This window comes from Serratia sp. JSRIV002, assembly GCF_019968725.1.
Classification (GTDB): Bacteria; Pseudomonadota; Gammaproteobacteria; order Enterobacterales; family Enterobacteriaceae; genus Chania; species Chania fonticola_B.
In genome coordinates this window covers 4762294-4784517 of sequence record NZ_CP074143.1, presented here as the reverse complement: position 1 = coordinate 4784517, position 22224 = coordinate 4762294, and the positions used below count along the sequence as shown (strand labels likewise).

Here is a 22224-nt window from a genome sequence, read left to right as displayed (position 1 = left end):
CTTTAGTTATCGCCCCGCGTTTGGCCTGGACGGGCAGGCCAGGGCCAGCATCTGCCCGCCCAACAAAATGAGAATTGTTATTGATATCACGCTTTCGCCCACTACAATGCCCGCCAGTGCATGATTTTTGAATAGGGTTTCTGATGGAGTTGTTACGGGTGGTGTTCCAGCAGTATCGCTGGCCGTTTCTGGCGGTAATGGCGTTAACCATGGCCAGTGCGGCGTTGGGGATTGGCATTATTGCATTTATTAACGTGCAACTGATGGGGGCGGCGGGTAACCCGCTAGTGGTGTTGCCGCAGTTTCTCGGCCTGTTGGCCCTGCTGATGGCTGTTACGCTCGGTTCTCAGTTGGCGTTGACCACTTTGGGGCACTATTTTGTTTATCGGCTGCGTGGCCAACTGGTAAAGCGCATATTGGATACCCATATTGAACGGTTGGAGCAGTTGGGCAGTGCCTCACTGTTGGCTAGCCTGTCGAGCGATATTCGCAATATCACCATTGCTTTTGTCCGCCTACCGGAGTTGGTTCAGGGGGTGATCCTGACCCTGGGATCGGCTGCCTATCTGGGCTGGCTGTCGCCTGCCATGCTGGGTGTGACCGCGATATGGGTGACGATCACCATTTTGGGAAGTTGGTATCTGGTCTCGCGGGTTTATAGCCACCTGAGCAGCGTGCGCGAAGCGGAAGAGCGGCTCTATCTGCATTATCAAGCGGCGATCGACGGGCGCAAAGAATTGGCGCTGAACCGCGATCGGGCAAAAATGTTATTCCAGCAGGCTTACGAGCCCGATGCCGGTGACTACCGTTATCATATTATCCGCGCAGATACCTTCCACCTTAGCGCCGTGAACTGGTCAAATATCATGATGCTGGGCGCCATCGGTCTGGTGTTCTATATGGCGAACAGCTTGGGTTGGGCGAACACCACGATAGCGGCGACCTATTCCCTGACCTTACTGTTCCTGCGTACCCCCTTATTACAGGCGGTTGGGGCATTCCCGACGCTGATTGCGGCCGAAGTGGCCTTCAATAAAGTGAAGGCGCTCAAACTGGCAGACTATGATCCGGCATTTCCGGCTCCACAGGCTCGTACGTGGCAAACGCTGGAACTGCGCGACGTGGCATTCCACTATGCGGCGGGCGAACAGCAATCAGGGTTTGCGGTTGGGCCGATCAATTTGACGTTACGGCGGGGCGAACTGGTATTCCTGATTGGCGGCAACGGCAGCGGTAAATCGACGCTGGCCATGCTGCTCACTGGGCTGTATGTGCCCGTTAGTGGGCAGATCCTGCTGGATGGCCAACCGATTACGGTCGCCGATCGTGAAGATTATCGCCGCCTGTTCTCTGCCATCTTTACGGATTTCTACCAGTTTCACCATCTGTTGGGGCCGCAAGGGGAACAGCCGGACGCCGAACTGGTGGAGACCTGGTTGCAGCGCCTGAAAATGAAAAGCAAATTGGAGTTCGACGGTACGCGTGTCACCAATCCGCAACTGTCACAAGGGCAGCGCAAGCGCCTGGCCCTGTTGCTGGCGGTGGCTGAAAAGCGGGATATTTTACTGCTGGATGAGTGGGCGGCGGATCAGGATCCCCAGTTCCGCCGTACTTTCTACCGCGAGTTACTGCCTCAGCTGCGCGAAATGGGAAAAACCGTGTTTGCCATCAGCCATGACGACCATTACTTTGAACATGCGGATCGCCTGTTGCAAATGCGAGATGGCCATCTGAGCGAACTGATTGGGGATGAGCGCCATCAAGCGAGCCGGGACTCTGTCAGCCAGCTTGATTGAATTGCTTAATTTGTCGGGGCGCTAATATTCGCCCCGACATAGCGAGTCGGTTGAGGAATATCTGTCGCCTCATAGGTTTAGGCTAGTTGAGTGATTGTTTATATCGATAATCAAAATCGCCGCCAATGATTTACTCTGTGTCTTGGGGAAAACGGTACATGACATTGCGCTTGTGGTACCGATTTTAATTGGCAACAGGGTAGTCAGGGGAGCAGGAACGCGCCGATGCATAATCACTCACTCATTCCCACCACAGAGGTCCCACTAGCGGAAACGCTAAAATTTCCGCCATCCTGGCAGCTCAATGAGCGGCAACAGCGCTTTATTGAAGATCTTTGGCTGGAGGAAGATCATGCCGTGCCCGGTTCAGCCGATAATCTTGCGACGCCCGGCCAAGATGCCGAACAGCATCTGCAGCAGCGTTAACCCTAGCAAAATCGTCAACGGCACCGTCCAGCCTTGCGTCAAATCATGCACCAGGCCAAACAAGGTCGGCCCCAGTGCGGCCAGCAGATAGCCGATAGACTGTGCCATCCCTGACAGCACCGTTGCCTGATGATGGTGCTGGCTGCGTAGACCAAAGAAGGACAGCGCCAGCACCAATGAACTCCCCGCCCCCAGCCCGGCAAAGATCAACCAGATAAGCGAGTGGGCAGGCAGCAACAGCAATCCGCCGACGCCAATAAAGATCAACAGCGAACTGACCAGTGCGATCCCCCGCTGGTCGCGCGCGCGTGGCAGTGCAAACACCATCACAAAGTTGGCGGCGATCGCCACGATCTGATAAACAAACAGCTCGAAGCCCGCCTGCTGCGGTGAGGTGCCGTGGCTGGCGGCAAAGGCGCTGAACCAACCGATAATGGTATAGAAGGTGATGGATTGCAGCCCCATGAACAAGGCCACCTGCCAACCCAGGGCGCTGCTCCAGGGGGAGCGAAAGGTTTCTGCGGCCATCGGCGTGCCGGTTCGGGTAACCGGAGTGGGCTTGCGCTTCAGTTGGGGTAGCCAGATCGCCAGCGCGATAAACGCCGGCAGGCTCCAGCACAGCAATGAAAAACGCCAGCCGTTATCGTTGAATGCCGCTAACGGCACCGCCATGCCGGAGGCAATAGCGGCCACCAGTGACATCACGGCCGCATAGGTACTGATCATCACTGCCGCCCGATGAGGAAAATCGCGTTTTACCAGCGTGGGTAATACCACGTTGACAAAGGCGATGGCCGCGCCTATCAGCACCGTCCCCAACCACAGCATGCCATCCCAAGGTTGTGAACGCAGCACGATCCCGGCGACCAGCAGCGCCAGCGCCAGCCCAAGGGTGCGCTCAATTCCGATGCGCTTGGCCAGCGACGGCGTTAATGGCGATAACACCGCAAACAGGATCAGCGGCAGGGAGTTGAGTAACCCGGCAGCGGTGGCAGAAAGCATCAGTTGGCGCTGGATCTGTTCCAGTAACGGGCCTACGCTGGTTAAAGGAGCGCGCAGGTTAGCCGCCACCAGCATGATGCCGGCCAGCAATAAGAAACGCGTCAAACGGCTGCGTTTAACAACACAATTTGCGGATGGTTCGGGTTGTGGCATGAGATCCTCGCATCAGGCATGCAGCCAATCATTACTGCATGACGAGATGCGTTGATTGACGTTAACGCTTACGTACAGGCAGGGCTGCCAGTATCTACGCGCCAGTTTAGGAAAGATATCCCCGCCTGACAAGAGGTTAAGGAAGCGCCGCTTGGCACCCACCAGGTGACTTTGATCAACGCGAGGGAAACTATTGCTGGCAGCATTGCCCGCTATAACGGATAGTAACGGCAGTAAACTTATTGTGAGGAATCGCTATGTCTTCTTTCTACAGCCCCCGCCGTATTGTGCTTTACACCATCGCCGTGATCGTGATTTTGGTGATTGTCGGTCTGGTGACCCACCTGGGTGTCGGTTGGCTAAACTGAGCCAATTAACAGTTTTGTGATGTTGATCACCTAAGGAAAGAAAAGCCTTTTCGCTGCTGCCCGCCAAAGCCGCTTTCACTGTGCTATTTTTCACATACTCTTAACCTGCCGCCCTATCGGCCTGCGGCAGATTTCACTTTTCTCGCGCCCGCCGAGGAAATAGTTTCATTTCATTTCGATTCGAAAGCTTTTTACCCCCATTTACTGCTAAAACTGCCCTGTAACCCCGATCACAATTTCATTGCTTTCGCTTTGTTGTAATACCGCCGCAGTAGAGCGAAAGCCATCATCTCCCGGCCAAAACCGGAAACCTGAGGACCTATTGCTCATGCCAGTGAACACCGCTAAACGACGTGAACACATTATCGATTTGCTCTGCGAGCACGGAAGCGTGCGGGTGGAACAGCTCAGCAAACAGTTTGCCGTTTCCACGGTGACGATCCGCAACGATCTGCGCTTTCTGGAACGTAAAGGCTGTGCGCTGCGTGCCTATGGCGGGGCGATGCTCAACCAGCAGTTTGCCTTCGACCGCCCGCTACATGACAAGGGGCGCTTGAACCGCGATGTGAAATCACAGATTGCCTGCCGAGCAGCAAGCTACGTGCGTGACGGTGATGCGCTGATCCTGGACTCCGGTTCCACCACGGCCCAGATCGTGCCCTGGTTGAAACCGCGCCGCGATCTGGTGGTGATGACCAATGCGCTGAACATTGCCTATGAGCTGTCAGGTTACGACGGGGTGGAAGTGATGGTGTTGGGGGGAAGCGTCCGGCAGAACTCCTATTCGCTCTATGGCCCGGCTGCCGAGCAGCAATTGCGCCAGTACCGCTTCGACAAACTGTTTCTGGGCGTCGACGGTTTCGATCTGGTTGCGGGGATCACTACGCCTCACCCCGGTGAGGCACACCTCAATCGTGTGATGTGCGAGGTGGCGCGCGAAATAATCGCGGTAGCGGATGCCAGCAAGTTTGGTCGCAAGAGCTTTTGCATGATCCGCGAAGTCGGGCAAATTCATCGGCTGATCACAGATAGCCGTCTTCCACAAGATTATCAGCAGGCGCTCAGCGATTTAGGCGTAGATGTGGTGATAGCCGATCGCGAGTAGGGCGCCCTCATGGGGGATTCATGCAGCAGTGGTTACAACTGGTAGCACAGCACAAGGCCGGCCAGCCGGTGGGGATATTTTCCGTTTGCTCCGCGCATCCTTGGGTATTGCAGGCCGCCTTGCGGCAGGCAAAGGCACGTGGCACGCCGGTATTGATCGAAGCGACGTCAAACCAGGTTAACCAGTTTGGCGGCTACACCGGCCAGACCGCCGCACAGTTTCGTGATGCGCTGTGGCAGATGGCGGATGACATCGGGTTACCAAGGAGCGCTATTTGGCTGGGGGGCGATCATCTTGGCCCCAACGCCTGGCAAGACCGCCCGGCACAAGAGGCGATGGCGCTATCCGAAACCCTGATTGACGACTATGTGCGCGCCGGATTTCGTAAGATCCACCTCGACTGCTCCATGTCCTGCGCTGACGATCCCACCCCGTTGGGTGATGAAGTGGTGGCGCAGCGTGCGGCGCGTCTGTGTGCGGTGGCAGAACGAGCCTGGCAGCAAGCGGGTGGTGAAGCTCCGGTATATGTGATCGGAACCGAAGTACCGGTGCCGGGCGGTGCGCAGGAAACGCTGCAAGGCATCCAGGTGACTACGCCACAGGCAGTCTCCGCCACGTTAGAAGCGCACCGTCATGCCTGGCAGCAGGCAGAGCTGAGCAGCGCCTGGTCACGAGTGATCGCCTTGGTGGTGCAACCCGGCGTCGAGTTCGACCATCACAGCGTCGAACATTACCAACCGCAGGCGGCGCAGGAATTGAGTCGCTTTATCGAACGCCAACCGGGTTTGCTGTATGAGGCCCATTCGACCGACTACCAGGCACCGAAGGCTTATTCGCAACTGGTGCGTGACCATTTCGCCATTCTGAAAGTCGGCCCGGCGCTCACCTTTGCGCTGCGTGAGGCGCTGTTTGCCCTCGATCGGATCGAGCGTGAATGGTTGGGGGAGCATTGTTCAGCCCAGCTGTGCGCCACGCTTGAGCAGGTGATGCGTGAACAGCCGCAGCAGTGGAGCCGCTATTATCACGGCAGCCCGCATCAACAGTATCTGGACCGGCACTACAGCCTGAGCGATCGCGTGCGCTATTACTGGCCGCAGCCACAGGTTCAGCAGGCAGTGAATGCGCTGATGGACAATCTACGGAGCAACCCAATCCCGCTGGCCTTGCTCAGCCAGTATTTACCCGATCAGGCACGGGCCTTGAATGCCGGTGAGCTGAGCCAGGATCCGCAAGATTGGGTGATCCACAAAATTACCCAGGTGCTCGACGACTACCACTCAGCCTGTTACCCGGAGGTGCGCTGATATGCCCAATATTCTGATGACCCGTATCGATAACCGCCTGGTGCATGGCCAGGTCGGGGTGACCTGGACCAACACGCTGGGAGCCAATCTGGTGGTAGTAGCCAACGATGACGCCGCTGCCGATCCGGTACAGCAAAACCTGATGGACATGGTGGTGGCGGATGGCGTGCAGACTCGGTACTTCACCCTGCAAAAAACCATCGACGTGATCCATAAGGCGGCGGATCGGCAAAAGATTTTTCTGGTGTGTAAAACGCCGCAGGACGTATTGACGCTGGTGCGAGGCGGGGTACCCATCACCTTCGTCAACGTTGGCAATATGCACTTCGCCGCAGGAAAACGGCAAATCCACAAAACGGTCTCGGTGGATGACGATGACATTGCCGCCTTTCGTGAGCTGGCGGCGTTGGGCGTAGCCTGCGAGGTGCGCCGGGTGCCGGATGAAGCCGGTGAAGCGATAGGCAAACTGCTCGCTTGAGCGCAGGGGGAAGCATGTTAACTGACGCGTTATTGATTGCATTGCTGGCGGGGTTGGCCGGGGTCGACCTGTTCGACGGCCTGACCCACTTCCACCGCCCGGTAGTGATGGGGCCGCTGGTTGGCCTGATCCTCGGGGATGTCACCACCGGCTTGCTGGTGGGCGGGACGCTGGAGCTGGTATGGATGGGCATGGTGCCACTGGCCGGTGCGCAACCGCCTAACGTGGTGATCGGCGGGGTAGTCGGCACGGCGTTTGCCATCCTCACCAAGGCCGATCCCAAGGTGGCCATTGGCGTGGCGGTGCCGTTCGCCATTGCGGTACAGGGCTGCATCACGCTGCTGTTCACCGCGTTTTCACCCATGATGCACCGCTGCGATCGCATGGTGCAGGAACTGAACTGGCGTGGCGTTGAGCGGGTGAACTACCTCGGCATCAGCATCCTGTTTGTTTTCTACTTTGTGGTGGCGTTTTTGCCGATCTACTTCGGTGCCGATGCGGCCAGCGCCATGGTGCAGAAAGCGCCGACCTGGCTGCTGGATGGGCTGGCGGTGGCGGGTGGCATGATGCCGGCGATCGGCTTCTCACTGCTGATGAAAGTGATGATGAAGAAAACCTACGTGGCGTATTTCATCCTCGGCTTTATTTCGGTGACGTTCCTTAAGCTGCCGATCCTGGCGGTGGCGCTGGGGGCATTGGCGATCGCGCTGATCGATTTCTTTAACAGTCAACGGGCAGATGCGGATGTGACCAGAAAGCCTGTTCAACCGGAGGACGCCGAAGATGGCATTTGATGATTCTGACGATCTGCTGGCGCAAAAGGCAGCAAAACGCCTGGAACAGGCATTGGCCACCAGCCAGGTAGAGCAGGATGACTATGTTGATAGCCAGCCAGCGCAAGCGCTGACGCGTAGCGATATTAACCGCATGGCCTGGCGCTCGCTGCTGCTGCAGGCATCGTTCAACTATGAACGTATGCAGGCCGGTGGTTGGCTGTACACCCTGATCCCTGGCTTGCGCAAGATCCACCGCAATCCTCAGGATCTGGCGAATTCGATGAAGATGCATATGGAGTTTATCAACGTGCATCCCTTCGACGTCACCTTCCTTTCGGGACTGGTGCTGGCGATGGAGCAAAACAAGGAGAAAGTCTCCACCATTCGAGCGGTGAAGGTGGCGCTGATGGGGCCGCTTGGAGGCATTGGCGATGCGCTATTCTGGCTGACGCTGTTGCCGATTTGTGCGGGCATCGGGGCATCTCTGGCGCTGGAAGGCAGCCTGTTCGGGCCGATAGTGTTCCTGCTGTTGTTCAACGTGTTCCACTTCGGGCTGCGCTTTGGGCTGGCGCACTATGGCTATCAGGCGGGCACCAGTGCGCTGACGCTGTTGAAAACCCATACCAAACGAATATCCCATGCGGCGTCAATCGTGGGCATGACGGTCATCGGCGCGCTGGTGGCCTCTTATGTACATCTTTCCACGCCGCTGATCATGCATGCCGGTAAGGCCACCGTGGCGTTGCAAACGGACGTGCTCGATAAGTTGATGCCCAACCTGTTACCGCTGTGTTTCACGTTGCTGGTGTTCTTCCTGATGAAGCGCGGTTTCTCACCGGTGAAACTGATCGGTGTGACGGTGGTGATTGGCGTAGTGGGTAAATTTATCGGTTTACTGTGAGGAAGAGAACATGCCAGGAATTGTCATTACCGGCCACGGCGGTTTCGCCAGTGGCCTGCTACAGGCGGTAGAGCAGGTGGTAGGGGAACAGCCTGCCTGTATCGCGGTGGACTTCCCGGTCCATATGGGGACGGCGGAGCTGAAAGTCGCATTGAGTGCGGCGCTGCAAGCGGTAGAACAAGCGGACGGCGTGGTTTTCCTTACTGATATGCTGGGGGGATCGCCTTTCCGTAGTGCCTGCGAGTTGGCCGATGCGCATGGCAACTGTGAGGTGTTGACCGGGGTGAATATGCAGTTGGCTGCCGAAATGATGCTGGAGCGCGAAGGGCTGAGCCTGATCGAGTTTCGTGACATGGCGCTGGCCTGCGGCAAACGCGGTTTGACCAGCCTGTGGCATGAGCGGCGTAAGGTGAAATGCGCCAACGCCGAGGCTGATGGGATTTGACCCTCACCCCAACCCTCTCCCACAGGGAGAGGGAGTTGATAGCCCCTGCTCTTTTGGAAGTATAGAGATCATATCAGCAACCTCGAGCACCCCTGAGCCAAGCTGAGTCGCTACATTCCAAGGGTTGGAGTGAGAGGAGCTATTGAGGCTAACTCGGTATCGGCAACGGGCTAAGCGCCATCTGGGCCGGGCCATGTTCGTCACGGCTGAAACGCCAGCAGGTCTGATGATATTTCGCCACGCTGTTGCGGTGTGCCACGCTGACCAGCGTGACCTCCGGCAGTTCGTCGACCAGCAGGCAATACATCAATTGCTCGGTTTCATCATCCAGCGCGCTGGTGGCCTCATCCAGGAACAGCACATCCGGGCGGGTAAGGATCGCACGGGCAAACGCCAACCGCTGCTGCTCGCCCGGTGAAAGACGATGGCTCCAGTTGGCGCTGGTATCCAGCCAGCGTTGCAGGTGCTTCAGCCGGCAGTTTTCCAGGACTTTCAACAACTGCTCATCGCTGTAGTCTTTATCCTGGTGTGGATAGCTTAGCGCCTCACGCAGCGTACCGATCGGGATATAGCTGCGCTGCGGCAGGAACAGCGTAGTGAGATGTTTATCCAGGCCGATCTCACCAGAACCGTAAGGCCAAATCCCGGCAATCGCACGTAGCAGCGTAGATTTACCACAGCCAGAAGGGCCGACGACCAGCACGCGCTCGCCGCGTTGCAGCGTCATGGTTGCCGCACTTAACAGCGGCTGTCCATCGGGCAACGTCAGGCCAACATCGCGCAGCATTAGCGGTGAGTGGTCTTCCTGTTGCAGGCTGATGCCGCGGGTCAGGTTATGGACTTCGTCCACCGCCGCGTTAAAGCCAGCCAGACGGTTAACGCAGGCTTTCCAGGTGGCCAGATTGGAAAACGCGTCGATAAACCACGACAGCGAGCCTTGCACCTGGCCAAACGCGGAGGAGATCTGCATCAGCCCGCCCATCTGGATCGCACCGGAGAAATAGCGTGGTGCCGCCACCAGCAGCGGAAAGACAATGGCAAACTGGCCGTAGAAGTTGCTGGCGATATTTAGCCGCCGGGTGATACGCATGATCGACCACCAGTTACTGCGGATGGCCTCAAAGCGGTTACTTAGCTGCTGTTTCTCTCGTGGTTCACCGTGATACAGCGCGATGGCATCGTTATTTTCACGAATACGGATCAGCCCGAAACGGAAGTTCGCCTCATAACGTTCCTGATTAAAGCCGAGCATAACCAGCGGCTTGCCGACCCACCAGATCAGCAACGATCCCAGCGCCGCGTACAGCAGGGCAAACCACACCATATAACCGGGCAGGGTAATGGTATGTTGGGCGATCACAAAGGTCATCGGCCCGCTGATATGCCAGAGAATGGTAATAAACGAACAGAGCGTCACCAGGCTGGAGAGCAGGCCGAGCGACAAAGATAAGGTGTACTGGGTCAGGACGTTGAGATCGTCGGAGATACGTTGATCGGGGTTATCGATAATCTGCTGCTGTTCGGTATGGTAATAGGCCTGATGCGCCAGCCACTTGCCCATAAATTTTTCCGTCATCCAGCGCCGCCAGCGCATCTGTAGGCCCTGGGTCAGATAGATCTTGTAGACCGCCAGCACGATGAAAGCCAACGCCAGATAGGTAAAGCGCCACAGTTGGGCTTTGAATACCGGGTAGTTTTTATTCTGCAGGGCATCATAGAACACTTGGTTCCACTGGTTGATCAGCACGCTGATATAGACCAGCCCCAGGGATAGGCCAACGATGGCGATCAGCATCGCCCAGGCGCGCCATTTTTCTTCCGAAACCCAAAAGGGTTTGATCAACTGCCAGACGGCCCGTTTTTGTGTGGTGCTCGTGTTCATGAAAATCCAGAAGGTATCGTTTTCTTCTAGCATGGGCACGAGGCTGGTAACAAACAAACCGCCACATGTAAGCAGTTTTGACGTGGTTCATTATTTGCAATACAGCGGAGATAAAACGAGCGCAAGTAACGTTGAGTAGCGTAAGGCGAGGGCGTCTTTGGCGCGGCGGCAAATCACAACACAAAATGAAATTGTTACAACTATGTTCGGGGCGAACATGTGCTCGCCCCGACAGATTTATTTCACGGCATCTTTCAGCAAGGCTTTCCAGCCTTCAACATTCCCCAAATACTCCTGCACGGGGATCTGGGATAGCCGCCCTTGAGTATCCTCCAGGGCAAAGGTCGGGAAGCCATGCCCTCGGACTTTGGCAAGCAGTGCGCGGCTGTCGGCAATATGCTGTGCCGTTGGCGCGCCGCTGTTCAAACGCATCTCGGCAATAAAGGCAGCAGGATCCAAGCCCAACTCACTCGCCAGCGCTTCCAACACCGGCGTATCGGCAATACGTCGTCCTTCCCGGTAGTGAGCTTCCTGAATGCGGTGCAGCATATCCAGGCCCCGTCCAGCGAGCTGTTCAGCGGCCAGGATCGCAACGATCGGTGGCTCAGAGTCCATCACCGCCGTGGTGTCACGCAGCAGTCCGTTGAAGTAACCGTCGCCGAAGGGCTGGCCGGTTAGCTCGGCAATCCGTTTATCATGGGGCATCACGTAATTGCGCCATTCCTCGTTGATGGTTCGGCGGGCATTGCCGGTCATCATGCCACCGGCGTGCAGGACAACGGTCAGGCCCGGAATAGCCTGGGCAGCCTTGGCCAGCGGTGCTGCACCGTAACACCAGCCGCACAGCGGATCGAAAATGTAATGCAGGGTCGTCATGTTTTTGCTCCTACCGCTTTACTGCGGCCACTTCATTTCGCCTTTCAGCACTTTGGCGCTCAGTTCCAGGCTAGAACCATCTTGCAGCTTTGGATAGTGCTGCTGCATGGCCGCGATCAGTTCCGCGGAATTCTTGGTTTTTGGCAACTCACTTTCCAGCGTGGTCAGGTAATTGTGGGTAAAGGTCACCGACTCCAGCGTTTGCGCCGCTCCCGGCAGGAAGTGCCCCGGAACCACTACCTGCGGTTTCAGCGCCTTGATGCTTTCCAGCGTTTGCTGCCAATGAGCGCGTGACTCGATGGTCTGATTATCCGCAATCCACGGATGAATATTGTCACCGGCTACCGGCACACCACCCACCACGGCTTTCAACGATGGGATCCACACAAAGGTGCGGTCTGGCATTGGGCCATTGAGGCCTTTCACTTCGACCTGCTGGCCATCGATGCTAAAGCTGCTGCCCTGCAACGGCTGCGGCACGATCACGGTTTTCGGTGCATTCTCCTTCAGGATGGGGCCCCAATAGGCGAGTTTACCTGCCTGGGTCGCATTGATCGCTTTGATCGTTTCCGGTGAAGCAATGATAGTTGCTTCTGGGAAGGCGGCTTTGATCACGTCCAGGCCGAAATAGAAATCCGGATCCGAATGGCTGATGTAGACCGTGGTCAGCTTCTTACCGGTGGCCTTGATCTTTTTCACCAGTTCCTGCGCGTCGTTACGCTGGAATTGGGCATCGATCAGCGCCACTTCGTGTGGGCCGCTGACAATCTCGGAGGAGACCGGGAATACGCTCTTTTCGCCAGGGTTATACACTTCCAGGGTCAACGTATTAGCTGCATTGGCGAAGGTGCTGAATGAAACGAAGCCGGTTACGGCCAGGGTCAGTAATGATTTCTTAAACATGTGCAGGTGCCTTTTAGGTATTTGTTGTCGTTGGCCAGATGATAGGTTGCATAGAACGAGAGAAAAACCGGATAATAAGCAATTATTCATTGCGTAAATCGAGCGAATCATGGATCGCATTACCGCTGCAGAGGTTTTTGTCACTATCGTCGAACGCGGCAGCATGATTGCGGCTGCGGATACCCTGGCGATGTCGCGGGCTATGGTGACGCGCTATCTGGCGCAGATGGAACAATGGGCTGGCGCACGGCTGTTGCACCGTACTACGCGTAGGCTCAGCCTGACCGATGCCGGGGAGCGCACCTTGGAACGTTGCCGCCAAATGCTGGCGGTAGCGAAAGATATCGATCTGGTCGAAAACGAGCAGAGTGATGATTTACGCGGCCTGTTACGCATCAGTTGCTCGCAATCGCTCGGCCAAACGGCGCTGGTGGGGGCGGTGGCGCAGTACCTGAAACGTCATCCTCAGGTTGCTGTGGACCTGCAAATGGATAACCGGGCGGTCAATCTGGTGGAAGAACGGATCGATCTGGCGCTACGCATCACCAATGAGTTGGATCCTAATCTGATTGCTCGGCCGCTTTCCAACTGCGCTTCGGTGATCTGCGCGTCTCCAGCCTATCTGGCCGCTCATGGCACCCCGCGTCACCCGCAAGATTTAGCTCTGCACAACTGCCTGACCTACTCCTACTTTGGTAAAAGCCTGTGGCACTTTGATGAGCAGGGTGTGAAGTCGGCGGTGGCAGTCAGCGGTAACCTCAGCGCCAACGAGTCGGTGGTGCTGTTGGCAGGAACGCTGCAAGGGGCGGGGATTTCCATGCAGCCTTACTATTCCGCTGCACCACTGTTGGCAAAGGGGGAGTTGGTGGAACTGTTACCGGGGTATCTGTCGCAGACCATGGGGATCTACGGCATCTATACCTCACGCCGCCAAATGCCCGCCACGTTGCGTACCATGCTGGACTTCCTGGTGGAATGGTTTGCCACCGATCCTGGCTGGCGTGCCACACTACGCTAGCGTTGGATCACCGAAGCCAGGCGGGCGGGTAACAGTTGCGCCTGCTGCTGCAAGTGCTGCACAAAGGCCGTGACCAGCGCGGAAGAGGGGCGGTGCAGCGGGCGGATCAGGCTCACGGTAAATGGCACCTCGACGCTGAAGGGCCGCACATGAACGCCATTATTGGCGTAATCCAACGCGGTCAGTGGGTTGACGATCGAGATGCCGACTCCGGCCTTGACCATCGCACAGACCGAGGCGGCGCTGTGGGTCTCCATCACCATCCTGCGCTCGATGCCTTGCTCATGGAACAATGCATCCAGCAGTTGCCGATAGCTGTCGGTGCTCGACAGGCTGATAAAGTTTTCTGCGTTGAAGTCCTGCGGCGTCAGCGTGCTTTTCGCAAGCATTGGGTGCCCGGCAGGCAGCACACACACTTCATTCATTGTCAGCAGCGTCATGCGCTCGGTGCCAGCGGGCGTCAGGGTATTCTCCGTCAGGCCCAGATCGTGGCGCTGTGCCGAAAGCCATTCTTCCAGCAATGGTGACTCCTGTGGGATCACACTGAAGCTCACTTCCGGGTAACGATCGACAAAAGGTTTGCACACGGCAGGCAGCAGCGATTGGGAAAACACCGGCAGACAGGCAATGGAAAGCTGCGCCTGCTGGAATTGCCGGATACCTGCCGCTGCATTCTTGATGCGATCCAGGCCGTAATAAGAACGCTGCACTTCTTCAAACAGCCGCAAGCCTTGCACCGTGGGGTACAGACGGCCACGCACGCGATCGAACAGTTGCAGTTGGATCAGCTTCTCGAAGCGGGCCAGTTCGCGGCTGACGGTCGGTTGTGAAGTTTGCAGCAGCGCCGCCGCTTCGGTCAGATTGCCGGTGGTCATCACCGCGTGGAAAATCTCAATCTGGCGCAGGGTAATAGCGTACATGGCGAAACTCCACGGAGAGGGAAATCCATATCATAAATGAATAGACTATGGCGAAATAGATATTTTTCACACCGAGGCTGCTGCGGCATGATGGTGGAAAATTTGATTATGGGAACCGAACCATGCCACGCGCCTTGAACGACACCTCTACCGCCCTGAACGCCGCCAATCTGCTGGCGCTGCCCCCACGCTTTGGTTGCCCGGTCTGGGCCTATGATGCAGATATCATCAGCCAGCGTATCAGCCAGTTACAGCACTTTGACGTGATCCGTTTTGCCCAGAAAGCCTGCTCGAATATTCATATTCTGCGCCTGATGCGCGAGCAGGGCGTCAAGGTGGATTCGGTGTCGCTGGGTGAGATTGAGCGCGCGTTAAAAGCCGGTTTTGAGCCGGGTGGCGAGGATATTGTATTTACCGCCGACGTGCTGGATCACGCCACGCTGGCGCGCGTCAGCGAATTGAAAATCCCGGTCAACGCCGGTTCTATCGATATGCTGGAACAGCTTGGCCAGGTGTCTGCCGGGCATCCGGTGTGGCTACGTATCAACCCTGGTTTTGGCCACGGCCATAGCCAGAAAACCAATACCGGCGGTGAAAACAGCAAGCACGGTATCTGGTATGCCGATCTGCCGCAGGCGGTCGCCAAGGTGCAGCAATACGGTCTGAAACTGATCGGGCTGCATATGCACATCGGTTCCGGGGTGGATTACCAGCACCTGGAGCGCGTGTGTGATGCCATGGTGCAGCAGGTGATTGCCCTGGGGCAGGACATTACGGCGATTTCCGCCGGTGGCGGCCTTTCTATCCCTTATCAGCAAGGGGAAGAGGCGATTAATACCGAACACTATTACGGCCTGTGGAACCGTGCACGTGAGCGAGTTGCCGCACATCTGGGCCATCCGGTGAAGTTGGAAATCGAGCCGGGGCGTTTCCTGATGGCGGAAGCGGGCGTGCTGGTGGCCGAAGTGCGTTCGGTAAAACAGATGGGCTGCCGCCACTTTGTCCTGGTAGACGCAGGGTTCAACGATCTGATGCGTCCGGCGATGTATGGCAGCTATCACCATATCTCCCTACTGCCTGCCGACGGCCGCAATACTGATCATCAACCGCTGCAAGACACCGTGATTGCCGGGCCGCTGTGTGAGTCAGGTGATGTGTTTACCCAGCAGGCGGGTGGCGGTATTGAAACCCGTCCGTTGCCGCAGGTGCGGGTCGGGGATTATCTGGTGTTCCATGACACCGGGGCCTATGGCTCGTCGATGTCCTCCAACTACAACAGTCGCCCGCTGCTGCCGGAAGTACTGTTTGAAAACGGTGAGCCTCGGCTGATCCGTCGCCGTCAGACGATTGAAGAATTGATCGGGCTGGAGTTAATTTAAGCGTAGGGGCCAGGCACCACGGACTCACGCAGTTTTAACTCACCGACAAACGGCGTTAGCGGTTGTAGCGCTTCGCCGTTGATCAGACGCAGGGCTTGAGCGATCGCCGCTTCGATCATAGCGTCGATCGGCAGGTAGACGGTGGACAACGCCGGTTGCAGATAGGCGGCGCTTGGCTCATCGTCGAAACCAAACAGCGAAACGTCCTCAGGCAGGCGTTTGCCAGCCTGGTGCAGGGCCTTCATCGCGCCGATGGCCATATCATCGTTGCTGGCAAACAGCGCGCTGAAGGAGTTGCCGCTAGCCAGCAGTGCCTTACAACTGAGGTACCCGCCGGGTACGCTGCTGTCGCCGTTGGTGATCAAGGCATCATTGAACGCAACCTGGTGGTGTTCCAACGCCTGACGATAACCCGCCAAGCGGGATTGGGCGGTGGGGGTATCAATAGGCCCGGTGATGCAGGCGATCTCACGGTGCCCTTGACGGATCAGGTAATCCACCACGTTGAAGGCGGCCTGTTGCTGTTCGAAGAACACGCAGCGTTCACGGGCCTTCGGCAGATCGCGGTTAATGATCATCACCGGAACCGGCAGGTCTTCCAGCAGCTCCATCAGGGCGCTTTCGCTCATAAAGCGGGTGTACAGGATAATCGCGTCGCAGCGGCGATCCGCCAGCAGCCGTACCGCCTGCAATTCATCTTCTGGCGTGTCGTGGCCGTCGGTGACGATCAAGTGCTTGCCGCTGGCCTCGACCAGTTTGGCGGCCTGGCGCAGCAAACGGCCAAAGTAGGGGCCGTCAAAATTGGACACTACCAGCCCAATACTGTTGGAGCTTTTATTGGCCAGCGATTGGGCGAGAAAGTTCGGCCGGTAGCCCAATTCATCCATTGCCTTGAACACCGCATCACGCGTGCTTTTCTTCACCTGGCCGGTGCCATTTAAAACGCGGGAAACCGTGGCTTTGGACACCCCCGCGCGCATGGAAACATCCAACATGGTGATCATCAATGGCTACCCTCTTTCAACGTCCGCTGCGGTAAATAGTGTTGAGTCTAGCATAGGGTGAGATCGGCTCGAACATGTTCGACCCCTACAAATTCAGCAACCTATGTTGTTGGGGCACCCATGCATTGATTGGCGTACACTGACGGTGCAGGCGTTTAAGGCATTTTTCCGAGGGGATTAGCGTGTTTCGTATTGTGCATCTGGCGGACTATCCGCAGCATCAGCAACAGGTTATCGACTGGCAGTGGCAGGCGTTTGGCAGCGAAAACAGCCGGGAATTCTTTGCCAGTGTGGTGGCCAGCAGCCTGCGGCATGAAGGTTTGCCGATCACCTTTATCGCCCTGTTGGATGACCAGCCGGTGGGCACCGTGGGGCTGTGGCGCTGTGATTTGATCAGCCGCCAGGATTTAACGCCGTGGCTGGCCGCGCTTTACGTTGAAGAGAGCCAGCGCGGCAGCGGGCTGGGGTTGCAGCTCCAGCAATATGTGCAGGAGTACAGCCGCCAAGCCGGGTTCAAGGAGCTGTATCTGTATGCCGAATTTAGCGGTTATTACGAACGCCATGGCTGGCAGCACATCGGCGAGGCGCTGGAGTACCCGGATCGCCCCGTGCGCCTCTACCACCGCCGGCTAGATTAGCTCTGATCGAAAGCGTTATTGATGCTGGCGACCGAATGGCGGCGGACCAGCGTCGGGCTGAACATATTGGTGATCTCCGGTAGCGGCTGGTTGTTGGCCAACGCTAATGCCAGCTCTGCTGCTTGCGTTGCCATCGCCACCACCGGGTAGCGGATAGTGGTCAGGCGTGGGCGCAGATAGCGGGAAATCAGCACGTCGTCAAAACCAATCAGCGAAATCTGGCCAGGAACGTCCACGCTGTTATCACTGAGCACCGAAAGCGCCCCGGCGGCCATCGGATCGTTATAGCAGGTGATGGCGGTAAACTGCTTACCACGGCCCAGCAACTCGGTCATAGCCTGCTCGCCGCCAATCTCATCCGGCTTGCCGTAGGCAACCAGCTTCTCATCCACCGCAATACCGTGTTCTTCCAATGCATCCAGGTAGCCCTGCAGTCGATCGGCAGCATCTGAAATCTGATGGTTGGAGCAGATGAAGGCGATCCGCTGGTGGCCCTGCTGGATCAGATGGCGGGTGGCCAGCCAGGCACCGTAACGATCGTCAAGCGCTACGCAGCGGGGCTCAAACCCAGGCAGTGTTCGGTTGATCAGCACCATGCCTGGAATTTGGCGCATCCAGACGGTCAGCTCATCGTCGGTCAGCTTCTTGGCATGCACCACCAAGGCCGCACAGCGATGGCGCACCAGTTGCTCAATGGCCTGACGCTCTTTTTCGGCATTGTGGTAACCGTTACCAATCAGCAGAAAATTATGCGTAGCGTAGGCCACCTGCTCCACGGCTTTTACCATGGCACCAAAGAAGGGATCGGAAACGTCAGAGACAATCAGGCCCAGGGTTTCGGTGGATTGCTGTGCCAGCGCACGGGCATTGGCGTTGGGGTGATACTGTAATCCTTCCATGGCGGCCAGCACGGCGGTTCGTGAACTTTCGCTGGCTTTTGGGGAGTTATTTATTACGCGGGACACCGTGGCGACGGAAACACCCGCCAGCCTGGCAACATCCTTAATCGTGGCCATATCTGCAACACTTCCTGGGTAATCGCTTACATTCCTCAGTTTTGCGGAAAAAATCGCGCGCCGCAAGGGCTGGTATCGCTAACTTGTGGTGAGCGTTGCATTTATGGCTTTTAAATTCACCTTTTCACCCCAAGCGGATCCAGGGTTAACGGGCGCAACGTGCGGTGCCCCAACGATCCGGGTTGGTTGAGGTTTTTCAATAGTTTCAAAACAATGTCTATCAAAGGAAAAACTACATCGCTGGTTACACTTTGCGTCGGACTGTTGCGATTGGCCGCTGGCGAGAGTTTGGCGTGGCGGGGTAAATTGACTGTCCCAGAGGTATTGATTGGTGAGCAATCGGCATACTCTGTATGTTGAAGCCATTTTCAATTGCACCAACCTACGCGGATGCGTAGGTTTTTTTTTGCCTGCCGTATAGTATTCTTCCTCAGACAATTTTTAAGGCCATCAACCCCGAGGGAGAGTGGGATGATATATACCGTGTTACGTGCACTGTTTCGCCTGTTGTTTCGTGTTCGTGTCGAAGGCGACGCCAAGCATTTTGAGCAGCAGAAACTGCTGATCACCCCGAATCACGTTTCTTTCATGGATGGCGCGCTGCTGGCGTTGTTCTTACCGATCAAACCGGTGTTTGCCGTTTACTCCAGCATTTCCGAACGTTGGTTTATGCGCTGGTTGAAACCTTATATCGATTTTGTGCCACTGGATCCCACCAAGCCGATGGCCATCAAGCATCTGGTGCGCATGGTTGAACAGGGCAGGCCGATCGTGGTATTCCCGGAGGGGCGCATTACGGTGACCGGTTCATTGATGAAGGTCTATGACGGGGCGGCCTTTATCGCCGCCAAATCTGGCGCCACCATCGTGCCGGTACGTATCGATGGCCCGGAGTTCAGCGTGTTTGGCCGTATGGCCGGGGTGTATAAACTCCGCGCCTTCCCACAGACCACCATCAGCATTCTGCCGCCAACCACTTTACCGATGCCAGACGCGCCAAAAGCCAGTCAACGCCGGCAGTTGGCCGGTGACAGGCTGCATCAGATCATGATGCAGGCGCGCATGGATACCCTCAAACCGCAAACCCTGTTCGGCGCGCTGTTGGCCGCACAGCATCGTTATGGGCGCTTCAAGCCCTGCATCGAAGACATAGGTTTCAAGGAAGACAGCTATCATACGCTGCTTAAAAAATCGCTGGGCGTCAGCCGCATCCTGGAGCGCTTTACCGCGCCGAAAGAGCATGTTGGCCTGCTGTTGCCCAATGCCACTATTACCGCTGCCGCCATCTTTGGCGCTTCATTGCGGGGCCGTATTCCGGCGATGCTCAATTACACCGCCGGTGTGAACGGGCTGAAAAGCGCGATGACCGCGGCCACCATTAAAACCATCGTCACCTCGCGCCAGTTCCTGGAAAAGGGCAAGTTGACTCACCTGCCAGAGCAGGTGCCGGAAGCCAATTGGGTTTATCTGGAAGATTTGAAAGATACCGTCACCCGCGACGATAAGCTGTGGATCCTGCGTCACCTGTTCCAGCCACAAAAGGCCATGGTGCCGCAGCAGCCAGAAGATGCGGCGCTGATCCTGTTTACCTCCGGCTCGGAAGGCCATCCCAAGGGCGTGGTGCATTCCCATGCCAGCCTGTTGGCGAACGTGGAGCAGATCCGAACCATTGCGGATTTCACCCCGCGCGATCGCTTTATGTCCTCGCTGCCACTGTTCCACTCTTTCGGCCTGACGGTTGGGTTGATCACCCCGTTGATGACCGGTAGCCGGGTATTCCTCTACCCAAGCCCACTGCATTATCGCGTGGTGCCGGAACTGGTCTATGACCGTAACTGCACCGTGCTGTTTGGGACAGCGACCTTCCTCAACAACTACGCCCGTTTCGCCCATCCTTACGATTTTGCCCGTCTGCGCTATGTGGTGGCCGGGGCCGAGAAGCTGGCCGAAAGCACCAAACAGATTTATCAGGACAAATACGGCATCCGCATTTTAGAAGGCTACGGCGTCACTGAGTGTGCTCCGGTAGTGTCGATCAACGTGCCTCTGGCGGCCAAAGTTGGCACCGTAGGCCGCATTATGCCGCAGATGGAAGCACGTTTGATTAAGATGGCCGGGATCGATAACGGCGGCCGCCTGCAATTGAAAGGCCCTAACATCATGAAGGGCTACCTGCGGGTTGAACGCCCAGGCGAACTGGAAACTCCGGCAGCCGAGGACGAAAACGGCGTGTTGCAAGCTGGCTGGTACGATACCGGTGATATTGTCAGCTTCGACGAACAGGGCTATTGCACCATTCGTGGCCGCGTGAAGCGCTTTGCCAAACTGGCGGGGGAAATGATCTCGCTGGAGAGCGTGGAACAGTTGGCCGTGCGCCTGTCACCGGAAGGGCTGCATGCGGCCACGGTGAAAAGCGACAGCAGCAAAGGCGAAGCGCTGGTGTTGTTCACCAACGACGCCAGCATTACCCGTGATAGCTTGCTGCGGGTGGCTCGTGAGCAGGGCACCCCGGAGCTGGCGGTGCCGCGTGATATTCGCCTGGTGAAGGCGTTGCCGTTACTGGGCAGCGGCAAACCGGATTTCGTTACTTTGCGCCAAATGGCTGAACAGCCGGAGAAGGCATAATGAATGCAACTGATTCCCCACTGCTGTCACGTTCGATGATCGCGGTGATCTGTGCCCAGTTTCTCTCGGCCTTCGGCGATAACGCCTTGCTGTTTGCTACCCTGGCGCTGATCAAACAGCAAATGTACCCCGATTGGAGCCAACCGATACTGCAAATGGCCTTCGTGGCCACCTATATCATCCTGGCTCCGTTTGTCGGCCAAATCGCCGACAGCTTCTCCAAAGGCCGGGTGATGATGGTCGCTAACGGTTTGAAGCTGGCCGGTGCGCTGGTGATCTGCTTTGGGCTGAACCCGTTCCTGGGCTATACCCTGGTCGGCATCGGGGCGGCGGCTTATTCACCGGCGAAGTACGGCATCCTGGGTGAGATCACCAGCGGCGATAAGCTGGTGAAGGCCAATGGGCTGATGGAAGCTTCCACCATTGCCGCCATCCTGGTGGGCTCGGTAGCCGGTGGCCTGCTGGCAGACTGGCATATTGTAGCTGCACTGGCGGTGTGTGCTGTGGTTTACGGCGCGGCGGTCGTTGCCAACCTGTACATCCCGCGCTTGCCTGTTGCCCATAAGGTGGCCTCCTGGCACCCACGCGTCATGGGGAGCACTTTCTTCAACGCTTGCGTGGTGCTGTGGCGCGATGGGCAAACCCGTTTCTCACTGATTGGTACCAGCCTGTTCTGGGGCGCTGGGGTTACCCTGCGCTTCCTGCTGGTGCTGTGGGTGCCGGTGGCGCTGGGCATTCGCGATAACGCCACGCCAACCATGCTCAACGCGATGGTGGCAATAGGTATCGTGGTCGGGGCCGGGGCGGCAGCCCGCTTTGTGACGCTGGAAACGGTTAAGCGTTGTATGCCTGCCGGGATCCTGATCGGCATCGCCGTAGCCTTCTTTGCCGTGCAAACCAGCATGCTGAATGCTTATGGCGTGCTGCTGGTGATTGGTGTGCTGGGTGGTTTCTTTGTGGTGCCGCTGAATGCGCTGTTGCAAGAGCGGGGCAAACGCTCCGTTGGGGCGGGGAATGCTATTGCGGTACAGAACCTGGGTGAAAATACCGCCATGCTGCTGATGCTTGGCCTCTACTCTTTGGTGGTCAAATTAGGTGTGCCGGTGATCGGCGTCGGGATCGGTTTTGGCGTCGTGTTCGGCCTTGCCATCACCGTCCTGTGGATATCTCAATTCCGCTCCAAAGCCTAACGGTTTGATACATAGGGGC

The 22224-nt window shown here is 57.0% G+C and carries 19 protein-coding genes; 12 read left to right on the top strand and 7 right to left on the bottom strand.

Translation table 11 applies throughout. From position 1 onward, the window contains the following. The first annotated feature begins 143 nt into the window (after window positions 1–143). Window positions 144–1796: a multidrug ABC transporter permease/ATP-binding protein gene (locus KGP26_RS22460; protein ID WP_115159702.1), complete on the top strand. Its 1653-nt coding sequence runs from the start codon at window positions 144–146 to the stop codon at window positions 1794–1796. 366 nt (window positions 1797–2162) lie between these two features. Here the strand turns inward: KGP26_RS22460 and KGP26_RS22455 are convergent, their stop codons facing one another. Next, window positions 2163–3377 carry an MFS transporter gene (locus KGP26_RS22455; protein ID WP_223664634.1) on the bottom strand — a complete coding sequence of 405 codons (1215 nt, stop codon included), beginning with the start codon at window positions 3375–3377 and terminating at the stop codon, window positions 2163–2165. Between the two features lie 696 nt (window positions 3378–4073). Between KGP26_RS22455 and agaR the strand changes: the two genes are divergently transcribed. The 6 genes from agaR to agaF are packed head-to-tail and all read left to right on the top strand — an operon-like array spanning window position 4074 to window position 8754. Continuing rightward, window positions 4074–4850 (top strand): transcriptional repressor AgaR, encoded by a 777-nt coding sequence (gene agaR, locus KGP26_RS22450; RefSeq protein WP_037375671.1) that lies wholly within the window; start codon window positions 4074–4076, stop codon window positions 4848–4850. A 20-nt stretch (window positions 4851–4870) separates the two neighbouring features. After that, entirely contained in the window at window positions 4871–6154 is a 1284-nt protein-coding gene (locus tag KGP26_RS22445; protein ID WP_094981496.1) for a D-tagatose-bisphosphate aldolase, class II, non-catalytic subunit, read from the top strand. 1 nt (window position 6155) lies between these two features. Further along, window positions 6156–6632 carry a PTS N-acetylgalactosamine transporter subunit IIB gene (gene agaV, locus KGP26_RS22440; protein ID WP_021806150.1) on the top strand — a complete coding sequence of 159 codons (477 nt, stop codon included), beginning with the start codon at window positions 6156–6158 and terminating at the stop codon, window positions 6630–6632. Between the two features lie 14 nt (window positions 6633–6646). After that, window positions 6647–7426, top strand: coding sequence for a PTS N-acetylgalactosamine transporter subunit IIC (agaW, locus tag KGP26_RS22435; RefSeq protein ID WP_021179850.1), 780 nt, complete (start codon window positions 6647–6649; stop codon window positions 7424–7426). Next, entirely contained in the window at window positions 7416–8309 is an 894-nt protein-coding gene (locus tag KGP26_RS22430; protein WP_021179851.1) for a PTS system mannose/fructose/sorbose family transporter subunit IID, read from the top strand. Before agaW ends, KGP26_RS22430 begins: the two co-directional genes overlap by 11 nt. A 10-nt stretch (window positions 8310–8319) precedes the next feature. Then, entirely contained in the window at window positions 8320–8754 is a 435-nt protein-coding gene (gene agaF, locus KGP26_RS22425; protein WP_094981498.1) for a PTS galactosamine/N-acetylgalactosamine transporter subunit IIA, read from the top strand. A 148-nt stretch (window positions 8755–8902) separates the two neighbouring features. Here agaF and KGP26_RS22420 read toward each other — a convergent pair whose 3' ends face one another. From KGP26_RS22420 to KGP26_RS22410, 3 genes are all read right to left on the bottom strand, one after another. Then, window positions 8903–10636 (bottom strand): ABC transporter ATP-binding protein/permease, encoded by a 1734-nt coding sequence (locus tag KGP26_RS22420; RefSeq protein WP_021806147.1) that lies wholly within the window; start codon window positions 10634–10636, stop codon window positions 8903–8905. 237 nt (window positions 10637–10873) lie between these two features. Continuing rightward, entirely contained in the window at window positions 10874–11512 is a 639-nt protein-coding gene (locus KGP26_RS22415) for a DsbA family protein (RefSeq protein ID WP_094981678.1), read from the bottom strand. Between the two features lie 18 nt (window positions 11513–11530). Further along, on the bottom strand, window positions 11531–12415 hold the full coding sequence (locus KGP26_RS22410) for an MBL fold metallo-hydrolase (RefSeq protein WP_094981679.1): 885 nt from the start codon (window positions 12413–12415) through the stop codon (window positions 11531–11533). A 109-nt stretch (window positions 12416–12524) separates the two neighbouring features. Here KGP26_RS22410 and KGP26_RS22405 point away from each other — a divergent pair, with 109 nt between their 5' ends. Then, window positions 12525–13433 carry a LysR family transcriptional regulator gene (locus KGP26_RS22405; RefSeq protein ID WP_021179856.1) on the top strand — a complete coding sequence of 303 codons (909 nt, stop codon included), beginning with the start codon at window positions 12525–12527 and terminating at the stop codon, window positions 13431–13433. On the opposite strand, the gene KGP26_RS22400 is transcribed toward KGP26_RS22405, so the two are convergent. Next, the gene (locus KGP26_RS22400; RefSeq protein WP_223664633.1) at window positions 13430–14353 is read right to left on the bottom strand and encodes a LysR family transcriptional regulator; all 924 of its coding nucleotides are present in this window, start codon (window positions 14351–14353) and stop codon (window positions 13430–13432) included. The genes KGP26_RS22405 and KGP26_RS22400 overlap by 4 nt on opposite strands. A gap of 122 nt (window positions 14354–14475) precedes the next feature. Between KGP26_RS22400 and lysA the strand changes: the two genes are divergently transcribed. Then, entirely contained in the window at window positions 14476–15732 is a 1257-nt protein-coding gene (gene lysA, locus KGP26_RS22395) for a diaminopimelate decarboxylase (protein ID WP_223664632.1), read from the top strand. On the opposite strand, the gene KGP26_RS22390 is transcribed toward lysA, so the two are convergent. Further along, entirely contained in the window at window positions 15729–16736 is a 1008-nt protein-coding gene (locus KGP26_RS22390) for a LacI family DNA-binding transcriptional regulator (RefSeq protein ID WP_094981681.1), read from the bottom strand. The genes lysA and KGP26_RS22390 overlap by 4 nt on opposite strands. A 182-nt stretch (window positions 16737–16918) precedes the next feature. Here KGP26_RS22390 and KGP26_RS22385 point away from each other — a divergent pair, with 182 nt between their 5' ends. After that, window positions 16919–17374, top strand: coding sequence for a GNAT family N-acetyltransferase (locus KGP26_RS22385; RefSeq protein ID WP_021806140.1), 456 nt, complete (start codon window positions 16919–16921; stop codon window positions 17372–17374). On the opposite strand, the gene galR is transcribed toward KGP26_RS22385, so the two are convergent. Then, on the bottom strand, window positions 17371–18390 hold the full coding sequence (galR, locus tag KGP26_RS22380) for an HTH-type transcriptional regulator GalR (protein ID WP_021179861.1): 1020 nt from the start codon (window positions 18388–18390) through the stop codon (window positions 17371–17373). The genes KGP26_RS22385 and galR overlap by 4 nt on opposite strands. 471 nt (window positions 18391–18861) lie before the next feature. Between galR and aas the strand changes: the two genes are divergently transcribed. Both aas and lplT read left to right on the top strand, forming a co-directional pair. After that, window positions 18862–21015 (top strand): bifunctional acyl-ACP--phospholipid O-acyltransferase/long-chain-fatty-acid--ACP ligase, encoded by a 2154-nt coding sequence (aas, locus tag KGP26_RS22375; protein ID WP_021806139.1) that lies wholly within the window; start codon window positions 18862–18864, stop codon window positions 21013–21015. Beyond that, window positions 21015–22205, top strand: a complete 1191-nt coding sequence (gene lplT, locus KGP26_RS22370) for a lysophospholipid transporter LplT (RefSeq protein ID WP_094981683.1) — start codon at window positions 21015–21017, stop codon at window positions 22203–22205. Before aas ends, lplT begins: the two co-directional genes overlap by 1 nt. The last annotated feature ends 19 nt before the right edge of the window (window positions 22206–22224 follow it).

Excerpts from the sequence above, each read along its gene's own strand:
- KGP26_RS22460 (WP_115159702.1), top strand. The coding sequence starts at position 144 with ATGGAGTTGTTACGGGTGGTGTTCCAGCAGTATCGCTGGCCGTTTCTG.
- KGP26_RS22455 (WP_223664634.1), bottom strand. The coding sequence starts at position 3,377 with ATGCCACAACCCGAACCATCCGCAAATTGTGTTGTTAAACGCAGCCGT.
- agaR (WP_037375671.1), top strand. The coding sequence starts at position 4,074 with ATGCCAGTGAACACCGCTAAACGACGTGAACACATTATCGATTTGCTC.
- KGP26_RS22445 (WP_094981496.1), top strand. The coding sequence starts at position 4,871 with ATGCAGCAGTGGTTACAACTGGTAGCACAGCACAAGGCCGGCCAGCCG.
- agaV (WP_021806150.1), top strand. The coding sequence starts at position 6,156 with ATGCCCAATATTCTGATGACCCGTATCGATAACCGCCTGGTGCATGGC.
- agaW (WP_021179850.1), top strand. The coding sequence starts at position 6,647 with ATGTTAACTGACGCGTTATTGATTGCATTGCTGGCGGGGTTGGCCGGG.
- KGP26_RS22430 (WP_021179851.1), top strand. The coding sequence starts at position 7,416 with ATGGCATTTGATGATTCTGACGATCTGCTGGCGCAAAAGGCAGCAAAA.
- agaF (WP_094981498.1), top strand. The coding sequence starts at position 8,320 with ATGCCAGGAATTGTCATTACCGGCCACGGCGGTTTCGCCAGTGGCCTG.
- KGP26_RS22420 (WP_021806147.1), bottom strand. The coding sequence starts at position 10,636 with ATGAACACGAGCACCACACAAAAACGGGCCGTCTGGCAGTTGATCAAA.
- KGP26_RS22415 (WP_094981678.1), bottom strand. The coding sequence starts at position 11,512 with ATGACGACCCTGCATTACATTTTCGATCCGCTGTGCGGCTGGTGTTAC.
- KGP26_RS22410 (WP_094981679.1), bottom strand. The coding sequence starts at position 12,415 with ATGTTTAAGAAATCATTACTGACCCTGGCCGTAACCGGCTTCGTTTCA.
- KGP26_RS22405 (WP_021179856.1), top strand. The coding sequence starts at position 12,525 with ATGGATCGCATTACCGCTGCAGAGGTTTTTGTCACTATCGTCGAACGC.
- KGP26_RS22400 (WP_223664633.1), bottom strand. The coding sequence starts at position 14,353 with ATGTACGCTATTACCCTGCGCCAGATTGAGATTTTCCACGCGGTGATG.
- lysA (WP_223664632.1), top strand. The coding sequence starts at position 14,476 with ATGCCACGCGCCTTGAACGACACCTCTACCGCCCTGAACGCCGCCAAT.
- KGP26_RS22390 (WP_094981681.1), bottom strand. The coding sequence starts at position 16,736 with ATGATCACCATGTTGGATGTTTCCATGCGCGCGGGGGTGTCCAAAGCC.
- galR (WP_021179861.1), bottom strand. The coding sequence starts at position 18,390 with ATGGCCACGATTAAGGATGTTGCCAGGCTGGCGGGTGTTTCCGTCGCC.
- aas (WP_021806139.1), top strand. The coding sequence starts at position 18,862 with ATGATATATACCGTGTTACGTGCACTGTTTCGCCTGTTGTTTCGTGTT.
- lplT (WP_094981683.1), top strand. The coding sequence starts at position 21,015 with ATGAATGCAACTGATTCCCCACTGCTGTCACGTTCGATGATCGCGGTG.